The organism is Komagataeibacter xylinus (genome assembly GCF_031081985.1).
GTDB classification, from domain to species: domain Bacteria; phylum Pseudomonadota; class Alphaproteobacteria; order Acetobacterales; family Acetobacteraceae; genus Komagataeibacter; species Komagataeibacter xylinus_E.
In genome coordinates this window covers 40,158-55,380 of sequence record NZ_JARWSK010000002.1, presented here as the reverse complement: position 1 = coordinate 55,380, position 15,223 = coordinate 40,158, and the positions used below count along the sequence as shown (strand labels likewise).

Annotated in this window: 12 protein-coding genes and 2 tRNA genes; 4 read left to right on the top strand and 10 right to left on the bottom strand. The window is 63.1% G+C overall.

From position 1 onward, the window contains the following. The first annotated feature begins 8 nt into the window (after positions 1–8). On the top strand, positions 9–2,114 hold the full coding sequence (locus QEG70_RS04030) for an AsmA family protein (RefSeq protein ID WP_308719498.1): 2,106 nt from the start codon (positions 9–11) through the stop codon (positions 2,112–2,114). Positions 2,115–2,353: 239 nt separating this feature from the next. Further along, a tRNA-Thr gene (locus QEG70_RS04025) sits at positions 2,354–2,428 on the top strand. Between the two features lie 96 nt (positions 2,429–2,524). Here QEG70_RS04025 and QEG70_RS04020 read toward each other — a convergent pair. Beyond that, on the bottom strand, positions 2,525–3,088 hold the full coding sequence (locus QEG70_RS04020; RefSeq protein WP_308719497.1) for a DsbA family protein: 564 nt from the start codon (positions 3,086–3,088) through the stop codon (positions 2,525–2,527). A gap of 135 nt (positions 3,089–3,223) precedes the next feature. Here QEG70_RS04020 and QEG70_RS04015 point away from each other — a divergent pair, with 135 nt between their 5' ends. Continuing rightward, a complete protein-coding gene (locus QEG70_RS04015; protein WP_308719496.1) occupies positions 3,224–4,591 on the top strand; it encodes an 8-oxoguanine deaminase in 1,368 nt (455 codons plus the stop codon). A 17-nt stretch (positions 4,592–4,608) separates the two neighbouring features. On the opposite strand, the gene QEG70_RS04010 is transcribed toward QEG70_RS04015, so the two are convergent. The 5 genes from QEG70_RS04010 to QEG70_RS03990 all read right to left on the bottom strand — a co-directional run bounded on the left by QEG70_RS04010 (position 4,609) and on the right by QEG70_RS03990 (position 9,072). After that, the gene (locus tag QEG70_RS04010; protein ID WP_308719495.1) at positions 4,609–5,517 is read right to left on the bottom strand and encodes an SDR family NAD(P)-dependent oxidoreductase; all 909 of its coding nucleotides are present in this window, start codon (positions 5,515–5,517) and stop codon (positions 4,609–4,611) included. 538 nt (positions 5,518–6,055) lie between these two features. Next, positions 6,056–6,146 (bottom strand) — tRNA-Ser (locus tag QEG70_RS04005). Between the two features lie 145 nt (positions 6,147–6,291). Then, positions 6,292–8,097, bottom strand: a complete 1,806-nt coding sequence (lepA, locus tag QEG70_RS04000; RefSeq protein WP_130732420.1) for a translation elongation factor 4 — start codon at positions 8,095–8,097, stop codon at positions 6,292–6,294. Positions 8,098–8,185: 88 nt separating this feature from the next. Beyond that, positions 8,186–8,857, bottom strand: coding sequence for a S24 family peptidase (locus QEG70_RS03995; protein WP_308719494.1), 672 nt, complete (start codon positions 8,855–8,857; stop codon positions 8,186–8,188). Continuing rightward, positions 8,854–9,072 (bottom strand): hypothetical protein, encoded by a 219-nt coding sequence (locus QEG70_RS03990; RefSeq protein WP_308719493.1) that lies wholly within the window; start codon positions 9,070–9,072, stop codon positions 8,854–8,856. Before QEG70_RS03990 ends, QEG70_RS03995 begins: the two co-directional genes overlap by 4 nt. A 319-nt stretch (positions 9,073–9,391) precedes the next feature. On the opposite strand from QEG70_RS03990, the gene QEG70_RS03985 reads away from it, so the two are divergent. Next, entirely contained in the window at positions 9,392–9,874 is a 483-nt protein-coding gene (locus QEG70_RS03985) for a hypothetical protein (protein ID WP_308719492.1), read from the top strand. 348 nt (positions 9,875–10,222) lie between these two features. Here the strand turns inward: QEG70_RS03985 and QEG70_RS03980 are convergent, their stop codons facing one another. The 4 genes from QEG70_RS03980 to QEG70_RS03965 all read right to left on the bottom strand — a co-directional run bounded on the left by QEG70_RS03980 (position 10,223) and on the right by QEG70_RS03965 (position 15,181). Further along, positions 10,223–11,998: a DEAD/DEAH box helicase gene (locus QEG70_RS03980; RefSeq protein WP_159261015.1), complete on the bottom strand. Its 1,776-nt coding sequence runs from the start codon at positions 11,996–11,998 to the stop codon at positions 10,223–10,225. Between the two features lie 277 nt (positions 11,999–12,275). Continuing rightward, positions 12,276–13,262 carry a zinc-dependent alcohol dehydrogenase family protein gene (locus QEG70_RS03975; RefSeq protein ID WP_308719491.1) on the bottom strand — a complete coding sequence of 329 codons (987 nt, stop codon included), beginning with the start codon at positions 13,260–13,262 and terminating at the stop codon, positions 12,276–12,278. A gap of 217 nt (positions 13,263–13,479) precedes the next feature. Then, a complete protein-coding gene (locus tag QEG70_RS03970; RefSeq protein ID WP_308719490.1) occupies positions 13,480–14,634 on the bottom strand; it encodes a GNAT family N-acetyltransferase in 1,155 nt (384 codons plus the stop codon). Between the two features lie 79 nt (positions 14,635–14,713). Continuing rightward, on the bottom strand, positions 14,714–15,181 hold the full coding sequence (locus tag QEG70_RS03965; protein WP_308719489.1) for a RidA family protein: 468 nt from the start codon (positions 15,179–15,181) through the stop codon (positions 14,714–14,716). Positions 15,182–15,223: the final 42 nt, after the last annotated feature.

Genomic DNA, 15,223 nt, shown 5'->3' with positions numbered 1-15,223 from the left:
ATGCAGCAATGCCTCAACCCGAACCCAAGAACAGCACGGCACCGCGCGGTGTGCTGGCGCAGATACGTTTTCCGGTTCTGGGGGTGCTGGCTGTTGCGATCATGGCGCTGGTCATCTTCTGGTCATGGGACTGGTTCATTCCCATCGTGGAGCGCAGGGCGGGGGCGGCACTGGGCCGCAAGGTAACGGTAGCCCACCTGGATGTGCATATCGGGCGCGTGATCCGCGTCAGGGCCGATGACGTGCGCATTGACGAGCCGGACGGGTTTGAAAAGCTGCCGCCCTTCGCCACAGCCGACCACCTGATGGTGGGCCTCAACCTGTGGCATCTGCTGGGCGGCCGGATCGACCTGCCGGTCATAGCGCTCGACAGGCCGGTGGTTGAACTCAACGAGCAACGCGGGGGGCGGGCCAACTACCAGTTTCCTGACAGTGGCGGCAGTTCATCGGGCGGCATGCCGCGCATTGGTGAACTCAACATCAATGATGGCCAGCTCCATCTCGTGCATGCGGGCCTGCGCAGCGACATGCGCGCACAGGTGCACACCATGCCCGGCAAGGGCGACATCCAGCCCCGCATCGTGGCCGACATTCGCGGCACCTATACGGGGCAGGCGATTATCGGCCATTTCTCGGGTGGTGCGCTGGTCTCGCTGGCGGACCGGACAAAGCCCTACCCGGTGGATGTGGACGTGCGCCATGGCCCTACGCGGCTGACACTGGTCGGCTCGGTTGATGATCCGATTGCGTTCAGGGGCGCGCGGCTGCGGCTGACGCTGGCGGGGCCGGACATGTCGCTGCTTTACCCGCTGACCGGCGTGGTGATTCCGCAAACCCCCGCCTACCATGTGGCGGGCGGCCTTGATTATGTTGATGGCCGGGTGCGCTTTCATGAATTCGAAGGCACGGTGGGCTCCAGCGATCTGGGCGGCACGCTCAGCGTGGACCCGCACCAGGCCGTGACCTTTGTCGATACCGACCTGCACTCGCGCCATGTGGACCTTGCCGATCTGGGCGGTTTCTTTGGCGCGACACCGGGCGATCATCCCTCGACCCCGCAGCAGGCGGCAGAAGAGAAGGCGCATGAGGCCAGTGGCGCCGTGTTGCCCACAACGCCCATCAACATGCCCAAGCTCAAGGCCACCAATGTCCATCTCGCCTATCATGGCGACCATATCGAGAACCGGCATGTCCCGCTCGACAATATCGACGTGCTGGCCGATATCCGTGATGGCACGATCGATGTGCACCACCTGAACTTTGGCGTGGGTCGTGGTCGGCTGGCCAGTAGCGGCACCTTCGTGCCGCAGGGCAACGGGGTGGATGCGCGCATCCGCATCGACATGGAGCAGATCGACCTTGCCCGCCTCATGCAGGCCATGGGCCGCAACCTGCACGGGCAGGGCGTTATTGGCGGGCACATCATGGTGCATGGCCATGGCCAGTCGCTGGCCCAGATCGTGGGTAGCGGCAATGGCGGCGTGACCATGGCCCTTGATGAAGGCGGCGATATTTCAGCCATCCTGCCCGACCTGCTGGGACTGGAACTCGGCAAGGCGCTGCTCTCCGCCCTTGGCCTGCCCGCGCGCACCGACCTCAAATGCCTCATAGCTGATATGCCGCTCAATGAGGGTGTCTTCCACACCCGCACCATGCTGCTCGAGACGGGCGATACCCGCACGGTGGGCAAGGGGGACATCAAGTTCAGCAACAATACCATCGACTATACGCTGCTCACGCACTCGCGGCATTTCGCCATCGCGTCCTTTCCCGGCCCGCTCTACATCACCGGGCCGCTCAAAAGCCCCCATATCCGCCCCGGCGCCGAGATTATCGGCCGTGCCGTGGCCTCGGTGCTGACGGGTTTCGTGTTCTCGCCCATCGGGCTGCTGCCCACCATTGAAGGTGGCGTGGGTAAGAACTCATCCTGCGCCAGCGCCATACAGGATGTGAACGAGAACCCGGCCGCGGGCATCGCGCCGCATGCCTCGCGCCCGGTGCGCCACGGGCGTCATGCGCGGGCGGCGGCCCCGTCGGTTGGCAGCGGCGGGCTGAGTGCGGTCGAACGCGCGCGTATCCAGGCGGCCTGGGCTAAGAAGATGGCGGCGCATTAAAGGGTTATTTGCAATTAATGAATTGATAATAAATGATAAAAGTTTTTGGGTGCCCCCTTTTTTCAAAAAGGCGGCGTTCTTTGAAGCTTTTTGAAAAAAGCTTCACCAAAAACTTTTTTCTGTTTGCATACTGTTTCCTGTGCGGGCTTTTCGTGTCGTTGCCAGCCCCGCGAATCCCTGCTTGACCGTGCGGGACATTTCGGCAAAAAGGGGAAACAGCATGGCAGTAGTGCTATAATGCCGGGTTAGCACAGTGGTAGTGCAGCGGTTTTGTAAACCGAAGGCCGGGGGTTCAAATCCCTCACCCGGCACCATTTTCATAAAAGTCATAAAAAGTGTTTGGTGAAGCTTTTTTCAAAAAAGCTTCGAAAAGACGCTGCCTTTTAAAATAAAGGCAGCGTTCCGGCCGGTCAGGCAAAAATACGCGCCATCCATTCCCCCACCGTATCGCCGCTGCTGATGGCAGGGTCGATCAGGCCATCGACCATGAAAGTGGGCGAGACGTGAATGCCGTTCTGGCGGGAATATCTGCACTGCCACTTGATGGCCTTCTGTAAGGCGGGCACGGCAAAGGCCGCCGCGAGTTTCAGCCCGCTATAACTTTCAATCCGGCGGATGATGTCGTTGGGGGTCGCATCCATGTTCGGCCCGGCGCAATGGTCGGTAAACTCGAATTCCTCACGGTGCGCGCCCACGGCAGACATGACGGCACGGGCGGCCTCCCGCCCGTCGGGCAGGGTGGCTGCGGCAAGGATGCAGCGCACGATCACGCCCGAGAACATGTGCCACGGCTGCGACTGGAGGCGGATCTTGATGGTGATGCGCTCCGGCCCCGCGGCCTCGAGCAGTTCAGGCAGCTTGGTGAAGGCCCGGACGGAAAACGGGCAGGTCGGCTCCAAAAACGTCTCGAACACTTTCGGGCCATGACCCCATACGAGCGGATCGACATGCAGGGTATCGGCGGATGCTGCCATGTGGGGAACTCCTTCAGGGTTGGGGCAAGCCGGCTAGAGAATTCTAGAAACCATACCCGTGCGCGCGGTTCCATGGGCAGGACGTGCAAAATGCGGCATAAGCATGCGTTTTCCCGTTTTGTATGGTGATGGCCCATGGCTCGTACCCTTTTGCTCAGGAATGCATTGCGTCTCGTTACGATGGATGCCGCACGGCGCGAGATTGAAGGCGGGTGGGTGCTGGTGCGTGACCGGCAGGTGGCCAGCATTGGCACGCCCGCCGACCCGCTGCCTGCCGCCGATGAGGTGATGGACATGACCGGCCACGTGGTCATGCCCGGCATGGTCAACACCCACCACCACATGTACCAGACGCTGACCCGCGTCATTCCCGCAGCGCAGGATGCCTCGCTGTTCGGATGGCTGCAGGCGCTCTACCCCATCTGGGCGGGGCTGACGCCCGAGATGATCCGCGTTTCCGCCTGCACGGCCATGACCGAACTGCTGTGGTCAGGCTGCACCACAAGCAGCGATCACCTGTACCTGTTCCCCAATGGCGCGCGGCTCGATGACGAGATCGAGGCGGCACGGCAGATGGGCATGCGCTTTCATGCCGCCCGGGGCGCCATGAGCGTGGGCGAAAGCAAGGGCGGCCTGCCGCCTGACAGCGTGGTGGAGGATGAAGACGCGATCCTGGCCGACACCGCGCGCGTGATCGCGGCCTATCATGACCCCGAATCACTGGCCATGCAGCGCATTGCGGTCGCACCCTGCTCGCCCTTTTCAGTGAGCCGTGACCTCATGCGCAATGCCGCCGCCCTGGCGCGGGCCACCGGCACCATGCTGCACACCCATCTGGCCGAAAATGCCAGCGACATCGCCTACAGCCGCGAAAAATTCAACATGACGCCTGCCGAATATGCCGAGGATACCGGCTGGATCGGCCCCGATGTGTGGCATGCCCACTGCGTGCGGCTTGATGAGGCGGGCATTCACCGCTTTGGCGCCACCCATACCGGCATGGCGCATTGCCCGTGCTCCAACATGCGCCTTGGCTCGGGCATCGCGCCCGTGCGGCGCATGGTGGCGGCGGGCATGCGGGTGGGGCTGGGCGTGGATGGATCGGCTTCGAATGATGGCAGCCACATGCTGGGCGAGGCACGGCAGGCCATGCTGCTTGGCCGCCTGCTTGATACGCCCGACGGCCAGCCCATGATGCAGGCGCGTGAAGTGCTGGAACTGGCCACGCGCGGTGGCGCAGCCGTGCTGGGGCGTGACGATATTGGCCATCTCGCGCCGGGCATGGCGGCGGATATCGTGGCGTTTGACCTGCGTGGCATCGACCATGCAGGTGCTCAGGCCGACCCGGTGGCGGCCCTTGTGTTCTGCACGCCGCGCCGCGCGGCCTGCACCATTGTCAACGGGCGCGTGCTGATCCGTGATGGGGAGTTTACCGAGCACGACCCCGCACGTCTGGCCCGCAGGCATAACGAACTGGCGCGCGAACTGCTGCAAAAGGCCTGAATTCGGCCCTGCTGGGATCAGGGGCGGGGGGTGAGGCCGCGCTGGTAGCGGCGGTAGCCCCTGCGCCCGAGCAGCTTCATGATGGGCAGGCTCAGGTTGAGCAGCCGCATGGAGGTGAGGCAGGCATGGGTGAACAGCTTGTCGAACACGGAACTGAAGACCTCGCGGCTGCCACGCTCGCAGCATTCAAGGATGCGCCCTGCGGTGACATCGGGTTCCTGCGGGGGGTCGATGAAGTTGTAGATCGACCCGCCTGCCGCCATTTCCTGGCTGAGCATGGGGGTGTTGACACTGGCGGGATAGATCGAGGAAACCTGTATGCGCCGGGGCCGCAGTTCCTGCTCGAGCGCGCGCGCGAACCCGCGCAGGCCGAATTTGGCGGCCGTATAGACACTGCTGCCCGCAAGCGGAAAAGCCGCGGCCATGGAATTGACGAAAACAATATGCCCGCCGCGGCGCATGATGGGCAGCAGGGCATTGGTCAGTTCGATCGGCGCGGTCAGGTCAACGGCAATCTGGCTGGCAATGGTGGCGCTGTCGAGTTCACCCACGGCCTGCGGCGTAATGATGCCCGCGCAGTGCACCAGCACATCCACTTTAGGCGTATGGGCGGCAATGTCGGCTGCGGCCTGCGTTATGCTCCCGCTATCGGTCAGGTCACACATGACGGTGTTGATGCCGGGGCTTGCGGCCCGCGCCTGGCGCGACAGGATGATGATGGTGTAACCCCTCGCGCGCATGCGACGGACAAGAGCCTGCCCGATACCGCCCGTCGCCCCCGTGACAACGGCAACCCGGCCTTCACCTGCACCAGGTTTTTCGTTTAACGCACTCTTTTCCAATGATCTTCGTACTTCCCTGAGCGCAATGCCTGTTGTCGCGCCTGATACGCGCCAGACCGGATATTCCGCAAGCTGTTTTGTCATGCCATGACGGAATCATGTCATTCCCGTGACGGACAGGGACCATGCTATCTGGAATAAAATAATCCGTCGATAAGTAGCGGTCACTCTTTGTTACGTTATGGCCGTGCCGATGGACGCAACGCCAATGCATGCGCGCCTGAAAAGCGCTGTTCCGGTCATGAAAAGGAAAAGAAAAATATAAACAGGAGAATGTCATTTTTTGATGATATTGGCATATCATCAGCGCATTGATGCATATTGATTGCACGTATTTGCACTATTCGGTGGCTGGTAATGCCCCGTTACTGCAAAATCCCTGTGCGCATTGTCACATCATGCTATTTTGAACTGCTCTTCATCAGGCCGCATAGTTTTCTTATGCTCCACCAAGGGCGTTGAGTCATCACGGCATTGCGGTCGGTTCTGCCCGCTTTGGGCACCGAAAGCCCTGCCTCCGCCCGGGTGGCATGGGGCTGACGGAAGAGGTTTGTACACGCCGCTCGATACCCTGCGCGACTGTAACGCCGGAGGTATCTGACGACCTGATTTCATAAGGATATGGCGGAGAGAGTGGGATTCGAACCCACGGTACGCTATTAACGTACACACGCTTTCCAAGCGTGCGCCTTAAGCCGCTCGGCCATCTCTCCAGCCGTATCGAAGTCTCGCCACGCCCGTGGGGTGGCGGTATCCGATGGGTGCGGAACATATCACCAAATTCCGTCCGCGCAAGCGAAAAACGGCATGCCCTGACCGCCCGCCGCAATTCGGCGCGGCAGGCGGTCGGGGCAGGGGTTACTGGTCCATCTTGAGTGCTGCGAGGAAGGCGCTCTGCGGGATTTCGACCTTGCCGAACTGCCGCATGCGCTTCTTGCCTTCCTTCTGCTTTTCCAGCAGCTTGCGCTTGCGCGAGATGTCGCCGCCATAGCACTTGGCGGTCACGTCCTTCGACATGGCGCCAATGGTCTCGCGCGCGATGATGCGACTGCCAATGGCGGCCTGCACCGCAATCTTGAACAGTTGGCGCGGGATCAGTTCCTTGAGCTTGGCACAGATGGAGCGCCCGCGCGTCTCGGCAGCCGAGCGGTGGGCGATGAAGGACAGCGCATCCACCGGCTCCTGGTTGACGAGGATGGAGATGCGCACGAGGTCGCTCTCCTCGTAGCCGTCCATCTGGTAGTCAAAGCTGGCATAGCCACGGGTGACGGATTTCAGCCGGTCATAGAAATCGAACACCACCTCGTTGAGCGGCAGGCGGTAGACCGCCATGGCGCGGTTGCCCACATAGGTCAGGTCTTCCTGCACGCCGCGCCGTTCGCTGCACAGGGTCAGCACGGCCCCCAGATATTCATCGGGCACCATGATAGTGGCCTTGATCCACGGTTCCTCGATCTTCTCGATCAGCGACAGGTCGGGCATGTCGGCGGGGTTGTGCAGTTCCGCCGTCTCGCCATTGGTCAGCTGCATCTTGTAGACCACTGAAGGCGCGGTCGCGATCAGGTCTAGGTCGAATTCGCGGCTCAGCCGCTCCTGGATGATCTCGAGGTGCAGCAGCCCAAGGAATCCGCAGCGGAAGCCGAAGCCAAGGGCGGCGGATGTCTCGGCCTCGTAGTGGAAGGAGGCATCATTGAGCCGCAGCTTGGCAAGGCTGTCGCGCAGCTTTTCAAAATCATCGGCCACGATGGGGTACATGCCGCACCACACCACCGGGATGGAAGGCTTGAAGCCTGCAAGCGGGGTCTCGGCGGGGCGGCGGTCATCGGTAATGGTGTCGCCCACATTGGTGTCGGCCACGGTCTTGATGGCGGCGTTGATGTAGCCGATCTCGCCCGGGCCAAGCTCGGCCACGTTAGTCATGCGCGGCGCGAACACGCCCACCTGATCCACAAGATGCACCACGCCAGATGACATCATGCGGATGCGCATGCCGCGCTTGAGCCGCCCTTCCTTCACGCGCACCAGCGTGATCACGCCCAGATACGGGTCGTACCAGCTATCAACCAGCAATGCCTTGAGCGGGGCTTCGGCATCACCCGTGGGCGGCGGCAGGCGCTTGACGAGGGCTTCAAGCACGGCCTCGATGTTCAGCCCGGTCTTGGCCGAGACCTCGACGGCGTCCTCGGCGTCGATGCCCACCACTTCCTCGATCTGTTCCTTGACGCGCGGGCAGTCGGCGGCGGGCAGGTCAACCTTGTTGAGCACCGGCACGATCTCGTGGTTGGCATCGATGGCCTGATACACATTGGCCAGCGTCTGCGCCTCCACCCCCTGCGAGGCATCGACAACAAGCAGCGAGCCCTCGCATGCAGCAAGCGAGCGGCTGACCTCGTAGGCGAAGTCGACATGGCCCGGCGTGTCCATGAGGTTGAGCACGTAGGTCTTGCCATCTTCCGCCGGGTAGGTCAGGCGGACGGTCTGCGCCTTGATGGTGATGCCGCGTTCACGTTCCAGATCCATGTTGTCCAGAACCTGGTTGGTCATTTCCCGCTGGGTCAGCGCGCCGCAGGCCTGGATCAGGCGGTCGGCCAGGGTCGATTTGCCATGGTCGATATGCGCGATGATCGAGAAATTGCGGATCAGGGAGAGGGGCGTGTCGGTCATGGGCGAGACATAGTGTAAATTTGCATGAAAGTCAGCCGCTACCTGTCATGCCGGGCAGGAAAATATCGGGGCGGGACTGCGCGGCTGCCTACATGCACGCCATCGTGATGCGATGGATGCGCGTGGTGCCATCGAGAATGATTTCCTGGCCGTCAATGGCGCCAAGGCCACGGATGCGCACAAGCTCATGCAGCGGGGCGGTTATGGGCGCGTCATGCCAGCGCTCGACCACATGCCCACAGCACGCCATGCCCTGCGCAGTATGGAGCAGCACCCGGTCGCCCACGCGTATGGCCGCCGTGGGCGAGATGATCAGCGTGCCATTCTTGCGGAAAATCGGCTCCATTGAATCGCAATCCACATGCACGGCATAGGAATGATGGTCCGCCATGCCGTGATAATCCCATTTTTCCCACCGCTCGCCCTCGGGCAGCCCGGTCTCGTCGAACAGCTCGGGGTGCGCCAGTTGCGAGAACGGGGCGATCCTGAGGTGGGAATGATGCACCTTGCCATCCGCCTCGGGGTCGTCATGGCCCGCGAGCAGGCGGCTGAACCCCTCGAAGGATATGCCGGTGGCGCTGAGCGTGCGCGCAAGGCTTTCGGTGCCCGGCCAGCGCGGGCGGCCCGATGGGGTGATCCGTTTGGAAGGGTTGAAGGTGGTGCTGTCCAGCCCTGCCGCCCGTGCCAGGCCTGAAGGGGTCAGTCCGCGCTCGGCGGCCAGGCGGTCGATTGCGCGCCAGATGTCGGCATGGGTGATCATGGGGCCAGTTTCAGTATTTCGGTCCGGTGGCGGGCCTGCCCCTGCCCGGTAATGGTGAAGCGGGTCTCGCCATGCATCTCGGCCAGGCCCATGCCGGTGAGCCTGCGCAGGCAGGGGTCATCGCGCAGGCCGGTCGGGCGTCCGTTTTCACCACTCAGCTTCAGCCGGTGCAGGGCCGAGCGGCAGCAGGTTTCAAGGTATGGTTCATTCCACATCGCGGCAGTGACCATTGCTGGCAGGCGGCAGCATGACCGCAACGAAAGTGGCGGAAGGCAACCGGGTTCGGGGTTATAATTCGGAATGGATAATATGTATTTATGCCTCACATAGTGCCATTATCGCGGACTGTCCACCATGGGGAGCGGGTTCACCTGCGTTTGCATGGCAGGTGGCATGTGCTGCATGCGCTACGCTTTTGGCGCCTGATTACTATATTCAGGAATGATGACAGTGCATTGTCATGTTTCTGACCGGAATCTGACATATGTTTCTGTAAAGTTTCAGGTCAAAATCATTTTGTACAAGGCTCCGTTAATGAAGTTTCGTGAATATATGCTTGTTCTGGCAGTTGTCGCGGCAGGCACGGGTGTTTCCATCACGGCGCGGGCCGCTGATTGTGATAGTAGCCAGACCACCTCCAAATGGGATGTGCTTGGCCGCGTGGCGCAGGCCGGTGACTGCGCCAACACCCGCCTGCAGGATCGCGAGCAGGCGTGGAAGGACAGGCAGCAGAACGTGGAGCAGGGCTATCAGGACCGCAAGGATGCGCTGCGCCAGGACACCGTGGGCCGGTGGGATAATGAAAAGCAGAAGCTGGCCGATGACCGCGGCCGCGTGGACCAGAAGATCCAGAACGGCCGGGACCGGCTGGATGCGATTCGCAACGCGCCCAAAAATCGCCTCGACAAGCTGCGTGATGCAGGCAGCGCGGAACGCCAGCGCTGGGATAACCTGAAAAGCCAGACCGGTTCCGACGTGAGCGGCCTGTTTGGTGGCAATAGCCAGAACAGCCAGTAAAGAATTGTTTGCGATCTGTTTTCAAAAAACTTTTTGAAAACAGATCATTGATAAAAAACAATAAAAGTTTTTGGGTGCCGCCTTTTTTCAAAAAAGGCGGCATTTTTTGTACCTTTCCGGCACAAGCATTGTCGCAACGGCTCTGATTTTTGCGACTTTTTTTCCGAACAGACTGTTTTTTTGAAAAGCTGCATACGCGGCATGGGGCTGAAAGCGCATGGCCCCGGCAACGGACAAAGGCGGAACAGGAAGGGCCGCATGAAAGATGATCCTGTTTCACGGCCCTGAAACGCAACATGCCCGGACAATGCCGGGCATGAAGGTTAACGGAAGAAAGGTGCCTAGCGCTTACGAACGCGGCGGGCGCTTGCGCGATGAAGCAGCCCCACGCGGCCCCCCGCCAAACCCGCCACCGGGGCGGCCACCGCCACCACCGGGCTTGCGGGCGAAGGGACGGCCACCACGCGGCGGCCCGCTGCGGCGCGGGCCTGCGCCACCGGCAGGGGCTGCGGCGGGCGAGATCTGCACTTCGTCATTCTCGATCGCGGCGATGCACGAGCGGAACTTCTCGGTCGATTCCGGCGTGATCTCGAACAGCGTCTGGCTGTCGTTGATGCGGATGGCGCCGATATCCGCCTTGCGCACGCCACCAAGGCGGCAGATCAGCGGGATCAGCCATTTCGGGTCGGCCTTTTCCTGCCGCCCCACATTCATGGCAAACCAGGCGCCCGGCTCGCCGCTGCCATAGCTCTCGCGCGGGGGGCGTGGGCCATCGCGCTCGGGGCGCTCACGCACGGGGCGCGGGGCATCGGGCGTGATGTGGCGCACGTTCTCCGGCGCGGGCAGGCGGGCGCGGTACATCTGCAGCAGGGCTGCGGCAAGCTGCTCGCTGGTGCGGCCTTCCACAAGCTGGCCCACCAGTTCGGCATCGGCTTCCGCCACGTCCTGGTTCAGCACGGGGTCGGCCAGCAGGCGCTTGGCGTCATTGGCGCGGATCTCGGCGGCCGTCGGCACGCCGGACCATGTGGCCGTGATCTTGGCACCCTGCATCAGGCGCTCGGCGCGGCGGCGCTGCGACATGGGCACCATCAGCACGCACACGCCCTTGCGGCCCGCGCGGCCCGTGCGGCCCGAGCGGTGCAGCAGGGTGGCGGGGTCGGTCGGCAGGGTGGCATGCACCACCAGCGCCAGGGCCGGGATGTCGATGCCACGGGCCGCCACGTCGGTCGCCACGCACACATTGGCCTGGCCCTTGCGCAGGCTGTCGATGGCGCGCGTGCGCTCGTTCTGCCCCAGCTCACCCGAAAGGGCGACCGAGGAGAAGCCACGCTCGACCAGGGCCGCCTGCATGTGGCGCACCATCTCGCGGGTGGCGCAGAACACCATGGTGGTCTGGCTGTCGGTATAGCGCAGCACGTTGACGACGGCGGGGATTAGCTCGCGGGCGTCGGCCACGATGGCGCGGTATTCGATATCGGCATGCTGCTTGGCGCCCGAAAGGGTGTCGATGCGCACGGCGTCGTTCTGGTAACGGCGCGCAAGCGATGCGATTTCCTTGGCGATGGTGGCCGAGAACAGCAGTGTGCGGCGGGTCTTGGGCATGGCGTCGAGCAGCTGCTCGAGTTCATCGCGGAAGCCGAGGTCAAGCATCTCGTCGGCTTCATCAAGCACGACCACGCGCAGGTCCGACATGTCCAGACGGCCACGGGACTGGTGGTCGCACAGCCGCCCCGGCGTGCCGACCACGATATGCGCGCCCATCTGGAGCGCGCGCGCCTCGCGGCGGGCATCCATGCCGCCAATGCACGACACGATGCGCCCGCCAGCGGGGGCATACAGCCAGGTCAGTTCACGCGTGACCTGCATGGCCAGTTCGCGGGTGGGCGCGATGATGACGGCCAGCGGCGGCCCTGCGGGGCCGAAGCGTTCGGCGCCACCAAGCAGGGTGTCGGCCATGGCGATGCCAAAGGCAACGGTCTTGCCCGAGCCGGTCTGGGCGGAGACGAGGAGGTCACGCCCCTCGGCTGCGACATCCAGGACCGCTTTCTGGACGGGAGTCGGGTTATCGTACCCACGCTCGTCCAGCGCGCGTTGCAGGGCGGGGTGGGTTTCGGGAAACGGCATGTATCGGGCAATCCGGACAAAAACATGAAGAACATGGGCGACGCAGGAAGGAAACTGGCCGCCGGCCGTGTTCATGCGTCAGGGGAGAAGGCCGGTGCATAAAGAATGATTGCCCCAAAAGCCAGAATTAATAATGGCCGGGGCATTTTTGCGCGCGCCCAGCCCCCCGTGCGGGGCAGGGGGAGGGAAAAAGTTTCTGGATGCCGCCTTTGTGCATAAAGCAACGTTCTCCTGAAGCTTTTTGAAAAAAGCTTCACCAGAAACTTTTCAGGTTTTTTCAGGGTACCAGCACGGCAGCCCCTTCAAAGCGGCCGTGGCGCAGGTCATCAAGCGCCTTGTTGGCATCCTTGAGCGCATACGGCGTGGTGGTGGTGCGGATGCCCACGTGCGGCACGCGTTCAAGGAAGTCGATCCCGTCCTGACGTGTCAGGTTGGCGACTGACATGATCTGGCGCTCCTCCCACAGCAGGTCATAGGAAAAGGCCGGGATCTCGCTCATGTGAATGCCCGCGCACACCACGCGCCCGGCCTTGTGCACGGCCTTGAGTGCGGCGGGCACGAGTGCGCCCACGGGGGCGAAGATGATGGTGGCGTCAAGCTGTTCGGGCGGGGCTTCATCCGAGCCGCCAGCCCACACGCAGCCCAGCGAGCGGGCGAATTCCTGCGTCTTTGTGTCACCAGGGCGGGTGAAGGCATAGACCTTGCGTCCCTGCCACACCGCCACCTGCGCAATGATATGGGCTGCCGCCCCAAAGCCATACAGCCCGATGCTGCGCGCCTCCTCGCCTGCCATGACCAGCGAGCGCCAGCCGATCAGCCCCGCGCAGAGCAGCGGGGCCACGGCCACGTCATCATCGCCATCAGGCAGGGGGAAGGTGAAATGTGCATCCGCCACCGCCTTGGTGGCGTAGCCGCCATCACGCGTGTAGCCGGTAAAAAGCGGGTGGTCGCACAGGTTCTCGTGGTCGGTCTGGCAGTAGTGGCAGCACCCGCAGGTATGGCCGAGCCACGGAATGCCCACGCGCTGGCCCATGTGCAGCCCCTCCACATTCGGGCCGATGGCGTCGATCCGGCCCACGATCTCGTGGCCCGGCGTGAGCGCATGGCCGGGGAAGGGCAGGTCGGCATCGACCACGTGCAGGTCGGTGCGGCATACGCCACACGCGCCTACGGTCACGCGGATCTGTCCGGGGCCAGGCTGTGGGTCGGGTAGTTCGGTCCATTGCAGGGGGGTGTGGGGGGCGAGCAGTCGCATTGCGTACATGGTGGCGCTCCTTTGGCTGTACAGGCGCGGCCTGCTGGCCGCCGGTGCCATGATGCGCAGGCTAGCATGGCTGTGGCCCCTGCGGCATGACCTGCATCATCACACTGTTTCGTTGCAGGAAAACAGAAGTTTTCGGGTGCTGCCTTTCTTTAAAGGCGGCGTTCCCTGAAGCTTTTTGAAAAAAGCTTCACCAAAAATTTTTGAATGAATTCCAGATTTATTCTTCTGCGCGGTAGGGCGTCATGGCCTCAAGGGCGGGCAGTTCGGCCCGTATGGCCGCGCGTTCGTGTTGCAGGAATTCGCCCACGGCCTCGCGCAGGCCGGGGTGGCTGATCCAGTGGGCGGAATGGGTCAGGCAGGGGCGGTAGCCACGTTGCAGCTTGTGCTCGCCCTGGGCGCCCGCCTCCACCCGTTTCAGCCCGTGGGCGATGGCGAAGTCGATGGCGCGGTAATAGCACAGCTCGAAATGCAGGAACGGCCATTCCCCCTCGTGCCGCCCCCAGTTGCGGCCGTACAGCGTATCGCGGCCCATCAGGTTGAGCGCACCGGCCACCGGCACGCCGTCCTGCCTTGCAATCATCAGCACCACCCTGTCGCCCAGCCGTTCGGATAGCAGCGGGAAGAAGGCGGGCTGCAGATAGGCGCTGCCCCATTTGCGGTCCACGGTGGAGAGGTAGAAGTGATAAAAATCCTGCCACAGCGCCTCGGTAATTTCCGTGCCGCGATAGGTGTGGAATGTCAGTCCGCAGGCATTGGCATCGCGCCGCTCGCGCCTGATGGCCTTGCGCTTGCGTGAGGCGAGCATGCCCAGAAAATCGTCAAAGCTGGTGTAGTCCTGATTATCCCAGTGGTACTGCACGCCAAGGCGCTGCAGCCAGCCGCTTTCACCCAGCAGGTCATATTCATGCCGCGTGCAGAAGGTGACATGCACGGAGGAAAGCCCCATCTCGCCACAGGCCTGCCGCAGTGCGCGGCCTGCCAGCAGGCGCAGGCTGTCGGCATCGGGCGCGGTGGGGTGAACGAGCAGGCGCGGGCCCGGCACGGGTGAGAACGGCACGGCGACCTGCAGTTTGGGGTAGTACTGCCCGCCCGCCTGCTCGAAGGCACGCGCCCAGGCGTGGTCGAACACGTATTCGCCAAAGGAATGGCCCTTGGCGTAAAGCGGGGCGACTGCCAGCAGGCGGCCTTCGCCGTCGCGCAGGGCAAGGTGCTGGGGCATCCAGCCGGTCTGCGGGCCGGTGGAGCCGCTGTCTTCCAGCGCCGAGAGGAAGGCGTGGCTGACAAACGGGTTTTCATCGCCCGCGCAGCCATCCCACTGCGCCGCCGGGATCTCGGCAATCCGGCGGTGCAGGGTCATGGTGGTGCCGGTCATGATGCCTGCGCCGTGGTGCGGGCCGTGCGGGGCGGTGCGGTCATGACTGGCTCCCTGTTGCTTGTGCGTGGTGGTTACATCACCCGATTTCGAACAGGCCCTCGACCTCGACAGCGGAGTCGAGCGGCAGCGAGGGCACGCCCACGGTCGAGCGCGCATGGCGGCCCGCATCGCCAAACACGGCCACCGCCAGGTCGGAGGCCCCGTTCATGACGGCGGCATGCTGCGTGAAGTCGGGCGTGCAGGCAATGAACCCGCCCAGCCGCACCACGCGCTTCACGCGTGAAAGATCGCCCACAGCGGCCTTAACCTGCGCAATCACGTTGATCATGCTGTAGCGCGCGGCTTCCACCGCCAGTTCCACCGCCACGGTGCCGCCGAGCTTGCCGGTGGTCAGCAGCTTGCCATCAACCAGCGGCAACTGGCCTGACACCACCAGCGATGACCCGCTGATGACCGTGCCCACGTAATTGGCCACGGGGGCGGCGGGCGTGGGCAGCACGATGCCAAGCTGCTTGAGGCGCTGTTCGGGTGTTGTATCGGGCATGGGCAACAATCCTTACATTCAGGTGGCGGGGCGTGGGGCCGG

What these genes read in the sequence shown, in the direction of transcription:
- QEG70_RS04015 (WP_308719496.1), top strand. Translation starts at nt 3,224, where the DNA reads ATGGCTCGTACCCTTTTGCTCAGGAATGCATTGCGTCTCGTTACGATG.
- QEG70_RS03985 (WP_308719492.1), top strand. Translation starts at nt 9,392, where the DNA reads ATGAAGTTTCGTGAATATATGCTTGTTCTGGCAGTTGTCGCGGCAGGC.
- QEG70_RS03980 (WP_159261015.1), bottom strand. Translation starts at nt 11,998, where the DNA reads ATGCCGTTTCCCGAAACCCACCCCGCCCTGCAACGCGCGCTGGACGAG.
- lepA (WP_130732420.1), bottom strand. Translation starts at nt 8,097, where the DNA reads ATGACCGACACGCCCCTCTCCCTGATCCGCAATTTCTCGATCATCGCG.
- QEG70_RS03970 (WP_308719490.1), bottom strand. Translation starts at nt 14,634, where the DNA reads ATGACCGGCACCACCATGACCCTGCACCGCCGGATTGCCGAGATCCCG.
- QEG70_RS03975 (WP_308719491.1), bottom strand. Translation starts at nt 13,262, where the DNA reads ATGTACGCAATGCGACTGCTCGCCCCCCACACCCCCCTGCAATGGACC.
- QEG70_RS03990 (WP_308719493.1), bottom strand. Translation starts at nt 9,072, where the DNA reads ATGTGGAATGAACCATACCTTGAAACCTGCTGCCGCTCGGCCCTGCAC.
- QEG70_RS04030 (WP_308719498.1), top strand. Translation starts at nt 9, where the DNA reads ATGCCTCAACCCGAACCCAAGAACAGCACGGCACCGCGCGGTGTGCTG.
- QEG70_RS03965 (WP_308719489.1), bottom strand. Translation starts at nt 15,181, where the DNA reads ATGCCCGATACAACACCCGAACAGCGCCTCAAGCAGCTTGGCATCGTG.
- QEG70_RS03995 (WP_308719494.1), bottom strand. Translation starts at nt 8,857, where the DNA reads ATGATCACCCATGCCGACATCTGGCGCGCAATCGACCGCCTGGCCGCC.
- QEG70_RS04010 (WP_308719495.1), bottom strand. Translation starts at nt 5,517, where the DNA reads ATGACAAAACAGCTTGCGGAATATCCGGTCTGGCGCGTATCAGGCGCG.
- QEG70_RS04020 (WP_308719497.1), bottom strand. Translation starts at nt 3,088, where the DNA reads ATGGCAGCATCCGCCGATACCCTGCATGTCGATCCGCTCGTATGGGGT.